This window comes from Flavobacterium sp., assembly GCF_030146175.1.
Classification (GTDB): domain Bacteria; phylum Bacteroidota; class Bacteroidia; order Flavobacteriales; family Flavobacteriaceae; genus Flavobacterium.
In genome coordinates, this window is record NZ_JASLCE010000019.1 from 22,249 (window position 1) to 41,676 (window position 19,428).

General features: G+C 39.7%; 21 protein-coding genes. 10 read left to right on the forward strand and 11 right to left on the reverse strand.

The features are described from left to right. Window positions 1–109: 109 nt before the first annotated feature. Window positions 110–880: a hypothetical protein gene (locus Q1R07_RS02070; RefSeq protein ID WP_300485481.1), complete on the forward strand. Its 771-nt coding sequence runs from the start codon at window positions 110–112 to the stop codon at window positions 878–880. A 21-nt stretch (window positions 881–901) separates the two neighbouring features. Here the strand turns inward: Q1R07_RS02070 and Q1R07_RS02075 are convergent, their stop codons facing one another. After that, on the reverse strand, window positions 902–1,435 hold the full coding sequence (locus Q1R07_RS02075) for a CvpA family protein (RefSeq protein WP_300485484.1): 534 nt from the start codon (window positions 1,433–1,435) through the stop codon (window positions 902–904). A gap of 21 nt (window positions 1,436–1,456) precedes the next feature. On the opposite strand from Q1R07_RS02075, the gene Q1R07_RS02080 reads away from it, so the two are divergent. The 5 genes from Q1R07_RS02080 to Q1R07_RS02100 all read left to right on the forward strand — a co-directional run bounded on the left by Q1R07_RS02080 (window position 1,457) and on the right by Q1R07_RS02100 (window position 7,129). Beyond that, on the forward strand, window positions 1,457–2,293 hold the full coding sequence (locus Q1R07_RS02080; protein WP_300485487.1) for a hypothetical protein: 837 nt from the start codon (window positions 1,457–1,459) through the stop codon (window positions 2,291–2,293). Between the two features lie 7 nt (window positions 2,294–2,300). Then, entirely contained in the window at window positions 2,301–2,657 is a 357-nt protein-coding gene (locus Q1R07_RS02085; protein WP_300485489.1) for a hypothetical protein, read from the forward strand. A gap of 102 nt (window positions 2,658–2,759) precedes the next feature. After that, a complete protein-coding gene (gene pheS / locus Q1R07_RS02090; RefSeq protein ID WP_300485492.1) occupies window positions 2,760–3,779 on the forward strand; it encodes a phenylalanine--tRNA ligase subunit alpha in 1,020 nt (339 codons plus the stop codon). A 59-nt stretch (window positions 3,780–3,838) separates the two neighbouring features. After that, entirely contained in the window at window positions 3,839–4,246 is a 408-nt protein-coding gene (locus Q1R07_RS02095; protein ID WP_300485495.1) for a hypothetical protein, read from the forward strand. A gap of 69 nt (window positions 4,247–4,315) precedes the next feature. Continuing rightward, complete coding sequence (locus Q1R07_RS02100) at window positions 4,316–7,129, forward strand: GH92 family glycosyl hydrolase (protein WP_300485498.1); 2,814 nt, start codon at window positions 4,316–4,318, stop codon at window positions 7,127–7,129. Between the two features lie 78 nt (window positions 7,130–7,207). Here the strand turns inward: Q1R07_RS02100 and Q1R07_RS02105 are convergent, their stop codons facing one another. Then, the gene (locus Q1R07_RS02105) at window positions 7,208–8,185 is read right to left on the reverse strand and encodes a TerC/Alx family metal homeostasis membrane protein (RefSeq protein WP_300485501.1); all 978 of its coding nucleotides are present in this window, start codon (window positions 8,183–8,185) and stop codon (window positions 7,208–7,210) included. A gap of 224 nt (window positions 8,186–8,409) precedes the next feature. Continuing rightward, the gene (locus Q1R07_RS02110; protein WP_300485503.1) at window positions 8,410–9,405 is read right to left on the reverse strand and encodes an NAD(P)H-dependent glycerol-3-phosphate dehydrogenase; all 996 of its coding nucleotides are present in this window, start codon (window positions 9,403–9,405) and stop codon (window positions 8,410–8,412) included. 160 nt (window positions 9,406–9,565) lie between these two features. Here Q1R07_RS02110 and Q1R07_RS02115 point away from each other — a divergent pair, with 160 nt between their 5' ends. Beyond that, window positions 9,566–10,444 (forward strand): nicotinic acid mononucleotide adenyltransferase, encoded by an 879-nt coding sequence (locus tag Q1R07_RS02115; RefSeq protein WP_300485506.1) that lies wholly within the window; start codon window positions 9,566–9,568, stop codon window positions 10,442–10,444. 87 nt (window positions 10,445–10,531) lie between these two features. Here Q1R07_RS02115 and Q1R07_RS02120 read toward each other — a convergent pair whose 3' ends face one another. Continuing rightward, the gene (locus Q1R07_RS02120; RefSeq protein WP_300485510.1) at window positions 10,532–11,692 is read right to left on the reverse strand and encodes an iron-containing alcohol dehydrogenase; all 1,161 of its coding nucleotides are present in this window, start codon (window positions 11,690–11,692) and stop codon (window positions 10,532–10,534) included. Between the two features lie 169 nt (window positions 11,693–11,861). Here Q1R07_RS02120 and Q1R07_RS02125 point away from each other — a divergent pair, with 169 nt between their 5' ends. Beyond that, window positions 11,862–12,416: a hypothetical protein gene (locus tag Q1R07_RS02125; RefSeq protein ID WP_300485513.1), complete on the forward strand. Its 555-nt coding sequence runs from the start codon at window positions 11,862–11,864 to the stop codon at window positions 12,414–12,416. Window positions 12,417–12,421: 5 nt separating this feature from the next. Here Q1R07_RS02125 and nadD read toward each other — a convergent pair whose 3' ends face one another. From nadD to Q1R07_RS02150, 5 genes are read right to left on the reverse strand one after another with little or no spacing between them, the layout of a single operon-like run. Then, window positions 12,422–13,003, reverse strand: coding sequence for a nicotinate (nicotinamide) nucleotide adenylyltransferase (gene nadD / locus Q1R07_RS02130; RefSeq protein WP_300485518.1), 582 nt, complete (start codon window positions 13,001–13,003; stop codon window positions 12,422–12,424). A 14-nt stretch (window positions 13,004–13,017) separates the two neighbouring features. Further along, window positions 13,018–13,590 (reverse strand): guanylate kinase, encoded by a 573-nt coding sequence (gene gmk / locus Q1R07_RS02135; RefSeq protein ID WP_300485522.1) that lies wholly within the window; start codon window positions 13,588–13,590, stop codon window positions 13,018–13,020. A 23-nt stretch (window positions 13,591–13,613) separates the two neighbouring features. Beyond that, the gene (locus Q1R07_RS02140; protein ID WP_300485525.1) at window positions 13,614–14,474 is read right to left on the reverse strand and encodes a YicC/YloC family endoribonuclease; all 861 of its coding nucleotides are present in this window, start codon (window positions 14,472–14,474) and stop codon (window positions 13,614–13,616) included. A 54-nt stretch (window positions 14,475–14,528) separates the two neighbouring features. Further along, window positions 14,529–15,455 carry a DMT family transporter gene (locus Q1R07_RS02145; RefSeq protein WP_300485528.1) on the reverse strand — a complete coding sequence of 309 codons (927 nt, stop codon included), beginning with the start codon at window positions 15,453–15,455 and terminating at the stop codon, window positions 14,529–14,531. Further along, a complete protein-coding gene (locus tag Q1R07_RS02150; RefSeq protein ID WP_300485531.1) occupies window positions 15,456–15,806 on the reverse strand; it encodes an ArsC/Spx/MgsR family protein in 351 nt (116 codons plus the stop codon). A 146-nt stretch (window positions 15,807–15,952) separates the two neighbouring features. Here Q1R07_RS02150 and Q1R07_RS02155 point away from each other — a divergent pair, with 146 nt between their 5' ends. Beyond that, complete coding sequence (locus tag Q1R07_RS02155; RefSeq protein ID WP_300485533.1) at window positions 15,953–16,408, forward strand: DinB family protein; 456 nt, start codon at window positions 15,953–15,955, stop codon at window positions 16,406–16,408. Here the strand turns inward: Q1R07_RS02155 and Q1R07_RS02160 are convergent. Then, window positions 16,401–17,150 (reverse strand): DUF3298 and DUF4163 domain-containing protein, encoded by a 750-nt coding sequence (locus Q1R07_RS02160; RefSeq protein ID WP_300485535.1) that lies wholly within the window; start codon window positions 17,148–17,150, stop codon window positions 16,401–16,403. The genes Q1R07_RS02155 and Q1R07_RS02160 overlap by 8 nt on opposite strands. A gap of 69 nt (window positions 17,151–17,219) precedes the next feature. Between Q1R07_RS02160 and Q1R07_RS02165 the strand changes: the two genes are divergently transcribed. Continuing rightward, complete coding sequence (locus Q1R07_RS02165) at window positions 17,220–18,401, forward strand: cystathionine gamma-synthase (protein WP_300485538.1); 1,182 nt, start codon at window positions 17,220–17,222, stop codon at window positions 18,399–18,401. Between the two features lie 62 nt (window positions 18,402–18,463). Here the strand turns inward: Q1R07_RS02165 and Q1R07_RS02170 are convergent, their stop codons facing one another. Next, window positions 18,464–19,255, reverse strand: coding sequence for a glutamate dehydrogenase (locus Q1R07_RS02170; RefSeq protein ID WP_300485541.1), 792 nt, complete (start codon window positions 19,253–19,255; stop codon window positions 18,464–18,466). Between the last annotated feature and the right edge of the window lie 173 nt (window positions 19,256–19,428).

Here is a 19,428-nt window from a genome sequence, read left to right on the forward strand (position 1 = left end):
TCGACAAAGCCTCGTGGCTGTAGCGGAATGAGTAAAATTTTAAAAGTTTTGTTGGAAGACTGGTGAAATTTCATACGTTTGTGAAAAATAAACAAACAAAAACAAAACAATGAAAAGAATACTTTTTGCAGTCTTATGTGTAAGCTTAGCGGCTTGTTCAAGTGACAGCAGTAGCGACGCCAGCGGAACATCATCCGGATTAAAAATTAAGAACATTACGGAAATAATAAATTACGGAGGTTCTACAACGCTTACAAAAACCGGAAATTTTGTCTATGAAGGCAATATACTAAAGAGCCTTATTTATACAGCAGACAATGTAAAAATAGATTTTCTTTACGCGGGCGATAAAATCACCCAAATGAATACATATCGTAACAATCAACTTATTGCAGCCAGTTCGGTAACATACGATGGTGCGAAACTGATACGGGTAGCTAACGAAGGAGAAAAAACAGAATACCAATATGTAAATGACGTTTTAAAATCCAACACCGTATCAACGTACAATAATAACCAATGGGACTTTTACGAAGGAGAAGAATATGCTTTTGATCAAAACAATGTGGTAGAAGTGCGATCTTCTTCAAAATATACACCTACCGTATCTAAAAGCAGATATATTCACGATGATAAGAAAAATCCTTTCTCAGGAATGAATCCGTATTTAAAATATCTATTGGAATTCGAAAGCTTTAATCCAATGGATCAAAACAACAGAATTACCCAACAACGTTATGCCAGCGCAGCATCTAATGATATTGTAGGGACAACGTCTTATCAGATACAATACAATCCGGCAGGATATCCAACCGAAATCCGAAAAGTTAACGATGCAAATCAGTCGTTATTGTCTAAAATAGTTATTAGCTATAATTAAAATAACCCGTCAAAGTAATGATTACGATGCCGATGAAGTCTCTTTGTCGGCATCGATCGTTTTAAAGTCCTCATACCATTCCTGAACACTTGGGAAAATCAGTTGTGAGGTTTTCTGAATCGGATTGTAAAACAACGAATTATCCATCGTTTCCTGCGAAAGGAAATAATTATTGATGTTGATTTTCTGGAAAAGATTCAGTAATATACTCAGGATTAAAGCCATTTTTAAGATTCCGAAAAGTCCCCCGGCAATTGTATTTAGCCAACCCATCTGAGCAAAACTGGCAATTCCGGTAAATAATTTGGCCAGCAGGATTATGCCCACAACAACGAGGACAAACGTAAGTCCGAAGGCGGTTACTTCAATATATTTCGGATTCCAGGAAACATGATTTTCGATAACCGAACGTACCAAATGCGAAAATTTGATAGCCAGAATAATGCCCACAATCAAAGAGATCAGGGAAGCAAAAGCGGTGAATAATCCCTGGCGAAAGCCTTGGATAAATCCGTAGAGTAAAACAGCGGCAAGTAGAATATCAAAGAAAGACATAGTGGCTAATATAAATTTGTTATGTTTGCAAAAAAACGAAAAACAACCTTAATTATGATAAAAAAAATATTTTTAGCAGTTTTATGTATAGCTGCAATTGGGTGTTCGAGTGATGATAGTGCTAGTGGTGATAATGGTAATACCGGTAATGGTACGCCAAAATACAGAATAAAAAAAATCACAGAATTCAGATATTATAATTCTCAAATTTTTGATACGAGTATTATATATTTCAGTTATGATGAAGATACTGGTGAGTTGGATAAAATAACAGATTTCGGAGACAAACTTGTTGGACGTTTTGGCTATGCAGGTAATAAAATCGAACGATTTTATATAGCTGATAATCATGTTTTTGGCCTTGGAAGCAGTGCAACAGTGGGTTATAGCGGGGATAACCTGGTACATATGTATTCCACCACAGGAAATAGAATAACAGCGCTTTCTTATGAAAATGACGTTTTGAAAACCATAAAAATAACATCGGGTAATGCAACTTCTCTTCAGGAGCTTACATTCGATCAAAATGGTAATCGGATAGAAAAACTGACCTCTGCTTTAGGTCAGACGAATAAAATAAAGAGCAGGTATTTCTACGATGATAAAAAGAATCCTTTGAGTGATATGAATCCGTATTTAAAATATATGCTAAATTATAGATCCATGGATATGCATAGTAAAAACGGTGTCACCAAAGAGGAACAATATGCAAATGAAACGAGTACGGAGCCTATCGAGACGATTTATTATGAAATGCAATACAATGAAGGGGGCTTTCCAACGGAGATTATAAAAACGTTTGCAAGTACGAGTACTCAGTTTACTAAAACGATAATAGAATATAAAAAAATTCAATAAATAAAAAGTGTCAAGAGACGAACAATTAAAACAGCGTTGGGATACGCTGGTCAAGATATTATCCGAACGTTTTGCCGATGGCGAAATGTTGGATCTGGACGCGATCATTTACCTGATCGGCGTTCAGGAACTGGGAAAAATTAAAACAAAATTCAAAAAAGACGAAAAGATCAATCTGATGCATATCGCGATCTGTCGTCTGTTGGAGCCTTATGGTTACTATGAATTTTCTTTTTTTGATGAAGACGGCTGGCCGCATTATACGGTAAAAGAACAATTGCCGCCCTTAAAAGCCGGCGAACAATCGGTGTTGATGAAAGAGGCCATTGTGAATTATTTCCTCGAAAAAGGATTGATCGAATAAAACAAAAAATGGACAAAAGGCACAATTTACCGGTAAATTAATCGGCAAAAGCTGTAGAAGCTGAATCCAAAATCCGTAAATTTGCCCTTTATTGATAGAACGATGATTGATAAGATAAAAGAATACATTGGCGAAGCGCAGGCTTTTACTACAGATAATAAAGAAACCCTGGAAACATTCCGTATCAAGTTCTTAGGAAGCAAAGGCCTTCTTAAAGACTTGTTTGCTGAATTTAAAAATGTTCCCAACGATCAGAAAAAAGAATTCGGTCAGGTGATTAACCTGCTGAAAACAACCGCGGAAGATAAAGTAAAATCCATTCAGGATGCTTTAGAAAGCAAAGAAGAAACCAAAGGCATTTACGGCGATTTGTCTCGTCCGGGTGAACCCTTGGTGATCGGATCACGCCATCCGATTTCAATTGTGAAAAATCAGATTGTTGATATTTTTTCCAATATCGGATTCAACGTTTCCGAAGGTCCGGAAATCGAAGACGACTGGCATAACTTTACCGCGTTAAATTTACCGGAATACCATCCGGCGCGCGATATGCAGGATACGTTCTTTATCCAGACCAATCCGGATATCTTATTGCGTACCCATACATCGTCCGTTCAGGTGCGTTATATGGAAGATAACAAACCGCCAATCCGAACCATTTCTCCGGGAAGAGTGTTCCGTAACGAAGCGGTGTCATCCCGTTCACACTGTATCTTTCATCAGGTGGAAGGTTTGTATATCGATCAGAATGTTTCGTTTGCCGACTTAAAACAAACCTTGTTGTATTTTACAAAAGAGATGTTCGGAAAATCGAAAATCCGTCTGCGTCCATCGTACTTCCCATTCACCGAGCCAAGTGCCGAAGTGGATATTTACTGGGGATTAAAAACTGAAACCGATTACCGTATCACCAAAGGTACCGGTTGGTTGGAAATCATGGGATGTGGAATGGTTGATCCGAACGTTTTAAAAAACTGCGGAATCGACGCCGATAAATACAACGGATTCGCGTTCGGTATGGGTATCGAACGAATTGCCATGTTGTTATACCAAATCGGAGACATTCGTATGTTCTACGAAAATGACGTCCGATTCTTAGAACAATTCAAATCCAGCATTTAAAAAATAAAAAGCGAATAGGTCACACTATTCGCTTTTACACTATTATACCCCGTTAAAAAATGAAAAAAGATATCACGATCCCAAAAGTTGAAAATGTTTATGTAGCCGCTATTCAGGAGTGGAACGACGACTTTATGGAAAATTCATGGTATGCCCACCTGATTAACGACAGCGATGTAAAATTGGAAATGGCACTGGTGGTTTCCAGAGCCTATGGGAAAATAAACGGAGAAGACCGTAAAACCGGAACCTTCCGTCACGCTTTTAAAGAAGTAGCGCCAAACGCGTCTGTTAAAATCGAATTGCTGGAAAACAATGTCCTGCAATTGAACAATGAGTTTATGGTAACCTATTTTCAGGATGGGAAATTATTCGATAAAACCTATGTCTTCCGTACCAATACGATTAATGATAAAGCTTTAGTCGATCTTCCGGTGTTGACAAAAAGAGGGATTTTAGGGAAGTAATTTTGGTGTGGAAATTGGTCTGTTCGCGAAAATTTTTCAACTTTATGGAAAATTTACAGCACCATCCGCATGAGAAAGATTCTTTTTTGCTTCCTTTTACTACAGACAGCCACGCTGTTTTCGCAAAAAAATAACTACGCACAATTCGTAAATCCTTTTATAGGAACCGGAGGTCATGGTCATACCTTTCCCGGTGCAACGGTTCCGTTTGGAATGGTACAGCTTTCGCCCGATACCCGTATCGACGGTAGTTGGGACGGATGTAGCGGTTACCATTATTCCGATTCGGTTATCTATGGCTTTTCACATACCCACTTAAACGGTACCGGAGTTTCCGATTTTGGCGATATCATGCTGATGCCTACTATGGGGAAACCGAAACTAAATAGTGATCAGTATCGCTCGCCTTTTTCGCATAAAAATGAAAAAGCATCGGCTGGCTATTATGCCGTAAAACTCGATAACCACAATATTGATGTCCGCTTAACCGCTACTACTCGTGTAGGCTTACAGGAATATACGTTTAATCAATCGGGTAAGGCAAATATTATTCTGGATCTGAACCATCGCGACAAATTGTTAATGGGCGATGTTCGGATAATCGACAACCAAACCATTGAAATCCTTCGCAGAAGTGAAGCCTGGGCAAGGGATCAATATGTGTATGCACGAATGGTATTCAGCGTGCCGATGCAAATTACCAATGTCCGCAATAACGGATTCGCACCACCCAAAAATACCGATACTTTTTTTGCCGGATCCCAACTGGCGATAAGCTTTTCGAAAGAAGTAAAAAAAGGGGAAAAGATTCTGGTAAAAGTAGCGTTATCGCCTACGGGTTATGAAGGTGCTAAAAAAAACCTGCTGGCCGAAATGCCCGACTGGAATTTCGATGCCGTAAAAAAACAGGCGGAAACCCTTTGGAATAAAGAGCTATCCAAAATTGAAATTACAACTTCCGATAAAGACAAAAAAACAATTTTCTATACCGCATTATACCACACCATGATGCAACCCAACATCGCTATGGATGTGGATGGGCTGTATCGCGGACGTGACAACGAATTACACAAAGCCGAAGGGTTCGAGTATTATACCGTCTTTTCGCTTTGGGATACATTCAGGGGTGCGCATCCGCTGTACACGCTTATTGATAAAAAAAGAACAGCCGATTATTGCAATACGTTTATCAAACAATACGAGCAGGGCGGTCGTTTGCCGGTTTGGGAACTGGCCTCCAATGAAACCGATTGTATGATCGGGTATCATTCGGTTTCGGTACTCGCCGATGCGATGGCAAAAGGAATCAAAGGGTTTGATTATGAAAAAGCGTTTCAGGCAGCCAAACATAGTGCGATGCTGGATCACCTGGGATTGGAGGCCTACAAAAAAAATGGTTTTATCAGCATTGACGACGAACACGAGAGTGTTTCCAAAACGCTGGAATATGCCTACGATGACTGGTGTATCGCGCAAATGGCGATGTTGTTAAACAAAGTAGACGACTATCATTATTTTATCAAGCGTTCGCAAAACTGGAAAAATATTTTTGACAATCAGACCGGGTTTATGCGTCCGAAGAAAAACGGTGGTTGGGACAAACCTTTTGATCCGAGGGAAGTGAACAACAATTTTACCGAAGGAAACAGTTGGCAGTATTCCTTTTTTGTGCCACAGGATGTTCCGGGTATGATTGAAGCCTATGGCGGGAAGGATGCGTTTGAGGGAAAACTCGACGCGATGTTTGTGGCACCTTCGGAAACAACCGGCAGGGAACAGGTCGATATTACCGGTTTGATCGGACAATATGCACATGGGAATGAGCCGAGTCATCATATGGCGTATTTGTATAATGCGATTGGAAAGCCGGAAAAAACCGCCGAAAAAGTAAAATACATTCTGGATACGTTCTATAAAAATACCCCGGACGGATTGATCGGAAATGAAGATTGCGGACAAATGAGTGCCTGGTATGTTTTGAGTAGTATGGGGATTTATGCGGTTACACCGGGACTACCGGTATGGAGTACAACCACACCGTATTTTGATAAAGTACTGATTCATCTGGAAGATGGAACCACACGAACCATTACCAAAAAAACAACAGCAGACAGCCTTGAAAATCTGGGATTGAATGCGGATGTTGTAGTAGTGAATACCAGTGCGTCGGATAAGATCGTGCCGGTTCCGGTAATTGAAGCTGAAAGCAAAGCGTTTAAAGACAAACAAACCATCACGATTCGTTCCGGAAATAAGGAGGATAAATTGTATTATTCGGATAGTTCCGCTTCGCAAAAGCAATTCGTTCCGTATACCAAACCGGTTACGATTGGAAAATCGACGGTTATTCGTGCCTATGCCGAAAATAACGGAAAGAAAAGTGCGACTGTAGAAGCATCGTACTTTAAAAAAGAAAACGATTGGACGGTGAACATTGCTTCGAAAAACCATCCGCAATACCACGCCGGCGGACCGGATGGATTGATAGATGGAATTCTCGGTACCGAAAACTGGAGAAAAGGGGATTGGCAAGGCTATCAGGGACAAAATTTTGAAGCGGTGATCGATCTGAAAAAAGTACAATCGGTTTCGCAAATCGATGCTCGTTTTTTACAGGATAGCCGCGCCTGGATTCTAATGCCGGTTAAGGTGGAGTATTTCCTTTCGGACGACAATATAAACTTTAAACCGGTAGCTACGGTAACTAATACGCTCGATGCTAAAAATACAGACGTGACGATCCGTTCGTTTAAAGCAGGGTTGAAAAACAGTACGGCGCGTTATGTGAAAATAGTAGCCTATAATTATGGGAAATTACCGGAATGGCATCAGGGTGCGGGTGGTGATGCCTATATTTTTATTGATGAAATTCAGATAAAATAAAAACACTTGTCTAAATAAAAAACACCTGACAGGTTTCGAAAACCTGTCAGGTGTTATAGTATATATAAAATTCTTTTTTTACTCTTTTACAGGGAAAAGTAGTGAAGCCACAACCGATAAAATCAAAATACTACCTACGATTAGTAAAGAAACCGGCGAGGAAATATGAAAGAATGGTGAGATAAGCATTTTAATACCGATAAAACTCAAAATAACGGCCAATCCGTACTTTAATCGGCTAAACATATACATGAAGTTGGCTAAAAGAAAATAAAGCGCTCTAAGGCCTAAAATCGCGAATATATTCGACGTGTATAAAATAAAAGGATCGTCCGGAGCAATGGCGAAGATCGCCGGAATACTATCGACCGCAAAAATAAGATCCGTAAATTCGATTACTGCAACGACTACCAATAGCGGTGTCGCCATTTTGATTCCGTTTTCAATCGTGAAAAACTTATCACCATCGTAGTTTTCGCTCACTTTAAAAAAGCGATGGATTAATCGGGCACCGGGACTTTTGGTAAAATCTTTGTCACCGTCGTCACCATCTTCGGCAAACCAGGATTTGATACCGGCAATAACCAGGAAAATACCAAAAATAGACAACACTACATTAATTCGGACAGCATGACCAAAAAGATCCATTTCCGGTAAGTAGGTCATGTTGATCAATTCCACACCGGTGAAAATAAAAATCGCCCGGAATACTAACGCACCAATGATTCCCCAAAAAAGTACTTTGTGGTGTAGTTCTTTCGGAACATTAAAAAATCCGAAAACGAGAATAAACACAAAGAGGTTGTCGACCGATAGCGCCTTTTCGATCCAGTAGGCCGATTGAAACTGGGTGAATTGTTCCAATCCCATAAAGTAATAAATAACCCCGCTAAAGCCCATGGCCAGCGAGATCCATACGATAGACCAGATAAGTGCTTCGCGGTTGGAAACCACATGACTCTTCTTGTTAAAAACACCAAGATCGAGTAGCAACATGACAAAAATAATAATGGAAAAAGCGGTTAGAATACCCGGATGATTGATTAAATGATCCATTGTTGGTTTTTTTTAGTTTTTGCGAAAATAAGACTTCTTTTTTTACCCAAGGGAAAAGAATGTAAGTTGTTGTATTTGAAAAGGTTATGCTGTTTGTTTTGTATGTGTTTACAAATAAAAAAGAATCCTAAAAAGATTTTAAAATACTGGTTGTCAACAGTTTAAAGTCTTTTTAGGATTCTGAGAACGGTATTTTTAGCGTAAACGGGTAAAAATAAAATTTTTTAATCCAATTTTTCCGTCAGTTTTTTAAATACTTTTTTAGGTTCTTTTCCTTCGTATAATATATCGTAAACGGCATCTATAATTGGCGTTTTGGCTTTGTATTCTTCGTTTAATTTATGGGCACTTTTAGTCGCATAGTAACCCTCGGCAACCATACTCATTTCCATTTGCGCCGATTTTACCGTATAGCCTTTTCCAATCATGTTTCCAAACATCCGGTTACGGGAAAAAACAGAATATCCGGTTACCAGTAAGTCGCCCAGATAAGCCGAATCGTTGATGTTGCGCTTCATTTTGTGTACTTTCTTGATAAACTTTTTCATCTCGCGGATGGCATTGCTCATCAATAAAGCCTGAAAGTTATCACCATAGCCCAAACCGTGTGCAATTCCGGCGGCAATGGAGTAGATGTTTTTTAGCATCGCGGCATATTCGGTACCGACAATGTCGTCCGAAATTTTGGTTTTAATATAATGACTGTTCAAATTTTTAGCCATTACCTTGGCGGTTTTCATATCGCCACAAGCAATCGTCAGATACGATAAACGCTCCAAAGCCACTTCTTCTGCGTGACACGGACCGGTAATCACGCCAATATTGTCGTATGGAATATTATAGGTTTTATGGAAATGTTCGCCAACGATCAGACTGGTTTCCGGAACAATTCCTTTAATCGCCGAAAAAATGATCTTGTTTTCAAGGCTAACCGTTAGTTTTTCCAGTTCACCACTTAAAAAAGCCGATGGAATGGCAAAAATCACATAATCGGCATAAGCAACCGCCTCGTTTATGTCGTTGGTTAAAAGTAATTTAGTAGTGTCGAATTCAACAGAACTCAGGTAATTCGGATTGTGTCTGTTTTGTTTGATATGTTCGATAGCATAGGTACTTCTCATGTACCACGCTATCTCCGAAAGGTTTACGCATAACATCTTTGCAATGGCCGTAGCCCAACTTCCCCCGCCTATTACTGCAAATTTTGGATGGTCACTCATTATCGATTTTAATTTATGAATCCAAATGTACTTAAAAACATAGGAAGTACAAAGTATAGGCTGCAAAAGTGCTTCCCACTGTTAAAATCCGATTCGAAAATCCGGAAAAAGAAAAGTGGCACGCAAATTGGTTATCGTGTTATAACAAAACCCCGAAGTTATGAAAACGATAAAATTACTTTTAGCTTTACTAATCGCACCCATACTGTTATCGTCTTGTTCTATTAACTATGACGACGGTTATGTTGGCGGAAATGAAACACTTCCACAACTGATGCATCGTTATGAATTATGGTATGTGGATTATGACCGGACAACCGGAAACGGAGATATTCCGTTTTTGTCACGGGCTTTTACGATCTCGTTTGTCAACGGAAATCTTTTTGCCAATAACAACCTGGTCGGAATCGGTTCTACCGGAAACGGCTATGGAATAAATGTGGGTTATTATGATTTTTATCCGGATGCCATCCGATTTTTTCACAATGTCTACGGACAATATAATCTGGAAGTAACCCGATTGAGTGCGAATGAAATCCGTTTGTACGACCGAAATCAGAATACGTCCTATTATCTGGTCGGTTACCAACGAAACGGATTTGATTACAACCGTTTGTTTTACGATAACATTACCTATTTCCTACAGGAATACAAAGCCTGGGAAAAAGTATATACCAGTCAGTATGGTGCTTTAAACGATTTTGATCATGAAAACTTTGTTCAGTTTTTATCCAGTGGAAATAATTTCAGATCGTCGCAGGATGCTTCCGGAACACCGGTAAATAACATTTATTGGGATTTTACAGGAGGCTACGGAATCTATAATGTGCCGGGAAATGCCTATGCGAAAACTTTAACATTAGATTATGATTTCTGGGGCAATGAAGCGTTTCGATTAACCGTTATTAATGACAGTAGAATTCGATTGTTTCATCAGGCTTCGGGTACGACCTACGAATTTCAGGGAAGAGGATTTATCCAGTACCTTAAAGAAGGCGGACTAAAGCGTGTTAAACAGGAGGAACTCAAGTTAAGTTAAAAATAAGTTACTATTTTTTGTTTTTGGTGAAGAAAGGCGCTCCAGATTTTTCGGGAGCGCCTTTCGTTTTTTAGCATTCGGAAAGGATTAGTAACTCATTTCTACGATTTCGCGTACTTTTTCAAGGGTGATGTTCTGACGTTCGCCCATGGCTTTCCATCCTCTTTCCTGAAAACGGTCTACGATAAAATCGGCTGTTTTTTCATAGTCGGTGGTATAATTGGAAATTTTGGTATCCATTCCCATCGTATGGAAAAATTGTACGGTTTTTTCGATTGCCTGAGTGGCTTTTTCTTCTACGGTTTCGCCGCTTACATTCCAGATGCGTTCGCCGTATTGTGCTAATTTTTCTTTTTTGGTTTCAAACAGCACACGGTATAGGTTCGGACCGATAATAGCCAGTGTTCGGGCATGATCGATTTCGTATAAGGCGGTTAGTTCGTGTCCGATCATATGCGTTGCCCAATCGGTTGGAACTCCTTTTTGGATTAATCCGTTTAAAGCCATCGTACAGCTCCACATAAAGTTGGCTGCCAATTTATAGTCGGTTGGATTCTCTACCACATCCGGTCCGATTTCGACTAAGGTTTGTAAGATACCTTCGGCGATACGATCCTGTAATAAAGCGTCGTGCGGATAGGTAAGGTATTGTTCCATAACATGGGTAAAGGCATCAACCACACCATTTTGTAACTGACGTTTTGGTAAGGACGCAATAACCGTAGGGTCACAGATGGAAAATTTAGGGAATAAAGCCGAACCGCCAAACGATAGTTTTTCCTGTGTTTCGTTAATCGTGATTACCGCTCCGGAGTTCATTTCACTTCCTGTAGCCGGTAAGGTTAATACCGTTCCAAACGGCATTGCATTTTCTTTGATCAATAATCTTTTGTGAAGGATTTCCATTGGGTTTCCGTCGAAATGTACGGCAGCCGATATAAATTTTACACCGTCGATAACCGAACCACCACCAACAGCCAGAATAAAATCCAGTTTTTGTTCGCGGATTACCGTTACGGCTTTCATCAGGGTTTCGTAGCGCGGATTCGGTTCGATACCGCCAAATTCTACGATTTCAAAACCTTCTAAAGCGGCTTTAACCTGATCGTAAACACCGTTTTTAAAGATGCTTCCGCCACCATAAGCCAGTAAAATTTTGCTGTTTTTCGGAACCAACTGACCTAGTTTTTCCGTTTGCCCTTTCCCAAAAATTAAGTTGGTCGGGTTATATAATTCGAAGTTTAACATAGTATATTTTTTAACAAAGGTATTTAACGCGCTAGCAAATGACGTTAATATAATGATAAAATAAACTGCCGTTTGTCGGTTGTTTTAATAGCGTTGTCGATATAATGCTCTGGTTTTTAAGTATTTGAATGTTTGTGTGTAAATTTGTGTATAACCAATTAAATAGTTGATGATGAAAACAATAGTACGCTCACTGCTATTTTGCAGCGCCTTGTTGTTAATGGCTGCCTGCGAAAACGAACCGGTTGTTTCCAATACTCCGGATTCTGAAATGAACAAAACAGAAAATCTTGTTTTTGATGTTTCCAACGCCTGTTATACTACCGATCTGATGGCGGGTCAATTTTACCTTGCCGGGAATGTTTATGTAAAAATGGATGCGAATAATGTGTATGTAATTTACAATGCGATAAATGACTGGAAGATAAAGGCAACGCATTTGTATGTGGGCGATTGTAATCTGATTCCACAAACCAAAACCGGAAACCCGATTCCGGGGAAATTCCCATTGGCTACAAATAACCCTTCGGGAGTACAACAGGTGGTGTATACGATTGCTAAGTCTGGATTAGGCGATTGCTTTTGTATTGCAGCACATGCCGAAGTGTCCAGACCGGGTCAAAGTGAAACCGCCTGGGCAAAAGGGGAGAACTTTCCGGGTAGTAACTGGGCGATGTTTTTTAGTATTTGTAAATCCAATTGTCTGGATGAAGAGCAACATTAATACAATCACTTTTTATAAAAAAGATTGTGGTCGATATAGTCCCATACTTTAATCGGTAACATTGGTTTGATGTTTTTACCGTTTTTGATATTGTCTCGAATAAACGTGGAAGACAATTCAATTACCGGAGCGCCAACCCTATGGATTTTCGGATGGTTGATAAATTCACCGGAGATTACTTCGGATGAAATGCGCGGATAAACAAAAATAGTGTGGTTTTGAAGGATTACTTCGTAGTTCTTCCATTTGTGAAGTGAATTCAGGTTGTCTTCACCCATAATCAGGGAAAATTCATGATTTGGAAATTTTTCCTGTAAATGTGCGAGCGTGTTTACCGTATAATTAGGTTGGGACAGCTTGAATTCAATATCGGAAGGCTTTATTTTGGGATAGTCTTCGGTTGCCAGAAAAACCATTTGCAGGCGATGGTAATCGTCCAGCAAACTATTTTTCTTTTTGTGCGGATTATGTGGCGTTACAACCATCCATATCTGATCCATATCGGTGTTTTCGGCCATATGATTGGCAATGATCAGGTGTCCGATATGAATGGGATTGAAGGTTCCGAAATAAAGCCCTATTTTCATGGGAATTACGTTGCTTATTGTACGAAATCACGAACCAGCTCGTAGGCCTCCTGTTTGGCGGTATCGAGATCGTAATTTTTAATGATTCGATCAAATTGTGGTGCCGTAGCCAGTTCTACCGAAGCTTTGGCGATACGCATGTTGATTTTGTCTTCACTTTCGGTGGAGCGCTTTTTCAGACGGATTTTAAGCTCGTCAATACTTGGCGGCTTTACAAAAACAGCTAACGTTTGCTCCGGGAATTTTTTCTTAATACGCAATCCGCCGGCTACATCGATGTCGAAAATAACATTTTTCCCTTTGGCCCAGATACGTTCCACTTCGGCTTTTAGCGTACCGTAAAAATTATCGCGGTATACTTCTTCCCATTCCAGGAAATCTTCGGCCTTGATGTGTTTTTTAAAATTTTCGAGTGAAATAAAGTAATAATCGGTTCCGTCGATCTCTTCACCTCTCGGTGCGCGGGACGTAGCCGATATGGAAAATTCCAGGTTTAAATCGTCTTTTCCTAATAAATGTCTGACAATGGTTGTTTTTCCCGAACCCGATGGTGCCGAGAAAACAATTAATTTTCCTCCTGTATTCATTGTTGTATTGTTGGGTACCGTAGTTATAAAACGTTTAGTACTTGTTCTTTAATTTTTTCTAATTCGTCTTTCATCTGTACTACCAATTTCTGCATACCGGCATGATTGGATTTAGAACCCATAGTGTTGATTTCACGTCCCATTTCCTGGGTGATAAAACCAAGTTTACGTCCGTTGGCTTCATTTCCTGAAAGGGTTTCCAGAAAATAATCCAAATGGTTACCCAAACGAACTTTCTCTTCGGTGATATCCAGTTTTTCCAGATAGTAGATTAATTCCTGTTCAAAACGATTTTCGTCAACATTGGCTTGCAATTCGGTAATGGCATTTTGCAAACGCTCTTTAATGAGTTGGATTCGTTCCGGATCCAATAGCAGTGCCTGTTCCATAAACGAACGGATATTGCCAATTCGCAAACGGAATTCTTTTTCCAAAGAGGCGCCTTCGTCTTTTCTGAAATTATTGATGTTTACCAATGCATCGTTAATAACCGACTGAATTTGTTGCCATTCGTTTTCGTCAATTTCGTCTCTTTCGGTTTTTAAAGCATCGGGCATCCGTACGGCCATTTTCATCAATTCCGTAGCATCGGCTTCCGGTAAAATGTCCCGCATCTGATGGATATACGCTTTTACAATCGGAGCGTTCACTTTGGTAGAAGTCTCTTCTCCCGTTACTTCAATATACATCGAGAAATCTACTTTACCGCGTTCCAGCTGTTGTGCAATCTGGTTGCGAAGACCCAGTTCCATTTCGCGGAAAACAGACGGCATACGAACATTAAGATCCAGACCTTTGCTGTTTAAGGATTTGATTTCTATGGTAATTTTCTTGGTTGGCAATTGCAAAGATGCTTTACCAAAACCCGTCATCGATTGTATCATATAAAAATGTAATAGCTACAAATGTACTAAAAAGAGTTTAGTCTGTTAAAAAACTTAATCAAAGCCTTTTGATTCCGTTGGTTTTACTTTTTTCTGTGTGACCAGATAAACCCCGGTAAAGATCAGTAAAGACGATCCGATTTTAACCCAGCTTAATTCGTCTTTCCCAAGTCCGATCGCAAAAACGGAAGCGAAAAAAGGCTGCAGGTAAATAAAAACGGCTACCGTAGTAGGCTTTAATTCCCGCATGGATAGCAGGTTTAACAGATAGGTTAAGAACGTTGAGATCACAATTACAAAACCGATTTTCCAGTAAATGTCAAATGGAACGGAAGGCCAGTCGATTTGACGAAATTCCTGCCAGCCAAATGGGATTACCATCAGAAATCCAAACAGGTAAATCCATTTTACAAAGGCATAAGCACTGTATTTATCCATCAATTTTTTAACCAGAATCAGATAAAAACCATAGGAAACGGCGTTGACAAAGACCAGAAAGTTACCCAAAGCGGCATTTGGCGCATTGATCATGGATCGACCGTATAAAATCAAAAGTAAGGTTCCGGCCAATCCGAGGATAATGCCGAAGATCTTTTGACGCTGCATTTTTTCTTTCATGATAAAAGCCGATAAAACGAGTACGATCATCGGCGTGGTAACCATTAATACGGCACCCATAATCGGAGAAGTATAACTCAGTCCTTTAAAAAATGTCAGCATATTAAAAGCCACGCCAAAAAATGCTGCAGCGATAATTCTTGGGAAATCTTTTAAGTCGATTTTCTGGTTTTGCGACGGATTGGCAAGTGCCATTCCGAGTGCGGTGAGCCAGAATAAAACCGTCGAACCGCCAACGCGCATAAAAATAAAACCGAACGCATCGACATGCGCCGGCATCACATCTTTGGCAATGGTAAACGTCACACCATAAATGATAGCTACCGTCCAGGCAGCAATCAATGCATAGGTTCGTTTGCTCATTTAGCTTACAAAAGCAATCGCTGCTTCGACTACTTTCGGACTATTGCCTACAAATGCTTTTCCGTCGGCCAAAATAACCGGACGGTTTAAAAAAGTGTAGTGTTCCAGGATATACCGTTTAAAATCCGGTTCGGATAAGGTTTCGTTTTTAAGTCCCATTTCTTTATAGAGTTTGGCTCTTTTGCTAAACAGCATTTCGTAACTGCCGGTTAGCGCATGAATTTCCTCCAGTTGTTTTACTGTAATTGGGCTTTCTTTGATGTCCTGCAATACAAACGTGTCCAGATTGGGAATTGTTTTTAAGATGCGTTTACAGGTATCGCAGGTTTTTAAATAGTATATTTTTCTCATGGTATGTTCCGTACTATAATACAACTGCAAAAGTAACGATAAACGAAAGAAATAATAGATATAGCCGTCTATATTTTAGTTGGTAAAAAAGGAACAGTGCCGTTTTTCGAATAGGACTTTTGCCTACATTAGCGAAAAAACAAAACATGAAAACAAGCTTTGAAATCACCCGAATGAACCGTCGGAAACTACTGGATGTATTGGAAAATAATACGCTTGAGCAATTGAATAAAGTTCCGGAAGGTTTTAGTAATAACCTAATCTGGAATATAGCACACATCGTAGTGGTACAGCAAATGCTGGTCTATAAATTGTCGGGATTGCCAATGCAGATTTCGGATGCGATGGTGGATGCCTATAAACGCGGAACCAAACCGGAAGCCGATGTGACAGCCGATGAAGTTGAAACAATCAAACAATTGCTAACGGCAACAATCGATCAGACGGAAGCCGATTATAATGCCGGGATTTTCCGTGACTATACCGATTTTACCACCATGTCGGGTTTTGTGATTACCAATGCGCAACAGGCTATTGAATTTAACCATTATCACGAAGGAATTCATGTCGGTATTATGATGAGTATCCGAAAATTTATTTAAGAATCAGGTACGGTTTTATACTATCATACGGTAATAGCAATTCTCTCGGGCCATCGACATACGGAGCGATTTCATAGGTGTTATAGTATAAAACCAATCCTTTTTCGGAAAAGATATAGGTTTCCGGAAGTTGAAAGACTTCGTTTTCGAACATCAAGCCGTTTTCATTAATCGGTTTTCCGGCCGGAATATTGAATTTTTCCCGGAATTTCTTTTCGGCATACGCCTGAAAACCTTTTTTGTCTTTTATAAAGCCTTCTTCAGGGATGGTTTTTCCGGTTTCGGCATTCAATACTATCGAACGTACACCGGAATAGCCATGGGCACCTCCGGTAAACGTATAATGTTTTAAGGTAATGTTGATAATGTTTTCCGAATGGTAAACGACTTTACCTTCAACGGTTGCTTCCCAGGCTGGCATTTTGTCGTTTGGAAACTGAGCGATCAGATCGTTATACGATTTTACAAAATTTTCCATCAATTCCTGATAGTTGGAAGCCGTATACGGTTGTTCTCCAAAATAGACAATTTCACGAACGGTATTGAATACCGCATTATTAATACTGTCCTCGACAACCGGGCTGTTTTCGGCTATCGGAACATTTATTTTTACCTGAGTGCACGTAGAATCACACGGCTTTTTGCTCTGCTTTTCATAAGCGATATTTTCGAATTGCAATTCCTTTTTTTCGCAGCTAACAACGAAAAGTCCGATAAGTAGAAAATAAACGATCTGTTTCATGGTAAAAATGTGTTAATAATATATAAAGGTACGGCTTTCTGTGCGGTTGACAGAAAATAAAAAGTAAATTTGCTTAGTTTATACGATAAAAATCAGAAAAAAGATATGAAATTTAATACAAAAGCAATACACGGAGGACAGCATCACGACCCGAGTACGGGAGCCGTTATGCCACCGGTATATCAGACATCGACCTATGTGCAAACCAGCCCGGGTGTTCCTTTAAATGAATACGAATACAGTCGCGCAGCAAACCCGACAAGAACGGCTTTGGAAAATGCTTTGGCCAGTATTGAAAACGGAACCCGAGGTTTGGCATTCTCTTCCGGACTTGCGGCAACCGATTGTGTGCTTCGCTCGTTAAAAGCCGGTGATGAGGTAATTGCTATGGACGATTTATACGGAGGAACCTACCGTATGTTTACCCGTATTTATAAGGATTCCGGAATCGTTTTCCATTTTGTGGATATGAACGATCTGAATAAATTCGAATCGCTTATCAATGCCAATACGAAATTGGTTTGGGTAGAAACACCAACAAACCCGTTGATGAAATTGGCGGATATTGCTGCGATTGCTACCATCACGCAAAAGCATAAAATCCTTTTTGCAGTGGATAATACTTTTGCCACACCGTATTTGCAAAAACCATTGGATTTGGGCGCAGATATCGTAATGCATTCGGCTACAAAATACCTTGGCGGACATTCGGATGTTATTGCCGGAGCGTTAATCGTAAAAGATAAAGAATTGGGCGATCAGTTGCATTTCCAGCAGTTTGCTACCGGAGCAACTTTAGGACCACAGGATTCATTTTTGGTATTGCGTGGAATCAAAACCTTACACCTTCGTGTACAAAGACATTGTGAGAACGGTGAAAAAGTAGCCGAGTTCCTTTTAAATCACCCGAAAGTAGAAAAAGTATATTATCCGGGATTACCGTCGCATCCGTTTCATGAAATTGCCAAAAAACAAATGATTGGTGGTTTCGGCGGAATGGTAACCTTTACCTTCAAATCCGGTAAAAAAGAAGACGCCATCGACTTCCTGGAAAAAGTAAAAGTATTTACACTGGCAGAATCATTAGGAGGAGTGGAGTCATTGGCCAATCACCCGGCTTTAATGACACATGCTTCTATTCCGGAAGACAAACGTAAAGAAATCGGTATCTCCGATGACCTGGTTCGATTGAGCGTTGGGGTAGAGGATATCGAAGATCTGATCGAAGATTTAAAACAAGCATTAGCCTAATAAATAAAAAAACCGGGATTCAAAATCCCGGTTTTTTTATTTTATGATCAAATAATTTTATACTAGTTTAAATAGTAGATGTAACCTACGTTTAACCAAACCAACCAGTCGTTGTGTTTGTTTTCCGGATAGCGTGTCGGATCCGGACTCATACCATCAACCCAGTTGGAGAAATAATATTGCATACGAAGGTCAATCATTAAATCGGATAACTCCGTTAGTTTATATCGGGTTCCTACACTCGACACGACAGACCATGTAGTTCCGCTGTCATTACGTACGGCTCCGATATATTTTTCAGGAGTTACATTTGGATTGGTTCCTAAATTGGGACCTAAAGTAGAATAAGCTTCGGTAGTAAAATAATTAAAATGCGCTCCTAAACTTACAAATGGTGCCCAGGCGCCCGGTGTAACAGAAAAATCACGAATACTAAACGGGTAATATTCCAATTGCATTCCTAAATCGGTTACTGCAGTCGATCCGCGCATACCTCTAAGCTGATTCGCCATAACCGATTGACGGCTGTCTTCAACCCATTTACCAAAATGTTTTAATTTGGTTTTATTGTACGATAATTCAGTACGTAATTTGAAATGGTCATTAAAGTAAGTCTCTGGAGTATAACAACTACAGTCAGATCTGTAAGAAAAATTCAGATAATGCACAATACCAATCCCGTATCCGGTATTACCGGCATCCGTGCTCAGGTTATCTCTTTCCCCATAATCCGATTGGAAAGCTACAGGGCCCGCAATAACTCCTATTTCGTGAGAAAATCCGAATTGCGCTTTAACTGACGTGCTGCTCCCTAGCACAATGGTAAGGAGGAGTAGTAGAATTTTTCTTCGCATTTTTAACTAAAAGATATAACTTTTCCTGACAAATATATAAAAACATAATTTCATTGTGATAAAAAAAAGCGTTATATTGAAAATATAATCGATGAAAGGGAATTTTTATTTTTTAATAGCAGTAAAAGTTAAAATGATGACAGATATACGATATACAAAAAATGAAATAATTG

Excerpts from the sequence above, each read along its gene's own strand:
- Q1R07_RS02155 (WP_300485533.1), top strand. The coding sequence starts at position 15,953 with ATGAAAACAAGCTTTGAAATCACCCGAATGAACCGTCGGAAACTACTG.
- Q1R07_RS02070 (WP_300485481.1), top strand. The coding sequence starts at position 110 with ATGAAAAGAATACTTTTTGCAGTCTTATGTGTAAGCTTAGCGGCTTGT.
- Q1R07_RS02105 (WP_300485501.1), bottom strand. The coding sequence starts at position 8,185 with ATGGATCATTTAATCAATCATCCGGGTATTCTAACCGCTTTTTCCATT.
- nadD (WP_300485518.1), bottom strand. The coding sequence starts at position 13,003 with ATGAAAATAGGGCTTTATTTCGGAACCTTCAATCCCATTCATATCGGA.
- Q1R07_RS02125 (WP_300485513.1), top strand. The coding sequence starts at position 11,862 with ATGATGAAAACAATAGTACGCTCACTGCTATTTTGCAGCGCCTTGTTG.
- gmk (WP_300485522.1), bottom strand. The coding sequence starts at position 13,590 with ATGAATACAGGAGGAAAATTAATTGTTTTCTCGGCACCATCGGGTTCG.
- Q1R07_RS02170 (WP_300485541.1), bottom strand. The coding sequence starts at position 19,255 with ATGCGAAGAAAAATTCTACTACTCCTCCTTACCATTGTGCTAGGGAGC.
- Q1R07_RS02075 (WP_300485484.1), bottom strand. The coding sequence starts at position 1,435 with ATGTCTTTCTTTGATATTCTACTTGCCGCTGTTTTACTCTACGGATTT.
- pheS (WP_300485492.1), top strand. The coding sequence starts at position 2,760 with ATGATTGATAAGATAAAAGAATACATTGGCGAAGCGCAGGCTTTTACT.
- Q1R07_RS02110 (WP_300485503.1), bottom strand. The coding sequence starts at position 9,405 with ATGAGTGACCATCCAAAATTTGCAGTAATAGGCGGGGGAAGTTGGGCT.
- Q1R07_RS02160 (WP_300485535.1), bottom strand. The coding sequence starts at position 17,150 with ATGAAACAGATCGTTTATTTTCTACTTATCGGACTTTTCGTTGTTAGC.
- Q1R07_RS02095 (WP_300485495.1), top strand. The coding sequence starts at position 3,839 with ATGAAAAAAGATATCACGATCCCAAAAGTTGAAAATGTTTATGTAGCC.
- Q1R07_RS02150 (WP_300485531.1), bottom strand. The coding sequence starts at position 15,806 with ATGAGAAAAATATACTATTTAAAAACCTGCGATACCTGTAAACGCATC.
- Q1R07_RS02115 (WP_300485506.1), top strand. The coding sequence starts at position 9,566 with ATGAAAACGATAAAATTACTTTTAGCTTTACTAATCGCACCCATACTG.
- Q1R07_RS02120 (WP_300485510.1), bottom strand. The coding sequence starts at position 11,692 with ATGTTAAACTTCGAATTATATAACCCGACCAACTTAATTTTTGGGAAA.
- Q1R07_RS02145 (WP_300485528.1), bottom strand. The coding sequence starts at position 15,455 with ATGAGCAAACGAACCTATGCATTGATTGCTGCCTGGACGGTAGCTATC.
- Q1R07_RS02100 (WP_300485498.1), top strand. The coding sequence starts at position 4,316 with ATGAGAAAGATTCTTTTTTGCTTCCTTTTACTACAGACAGCCACGCTG.
- Q1R07_RS02080 (WP_300485487.1), top strand. The coding sequence starts at position 1,457 with ATGTTTGCAAAAAAACGAAAAACAACCTTAATTATGATAAAAAAAATA.
- Q1R07_RS02140 (WP_300485525.1), bottom strand. The coding sequence starts at position 14,474 with ATGATACAATCGATGACGGGTTTTGGTAAAGCATCTTTGCAATTGCCA.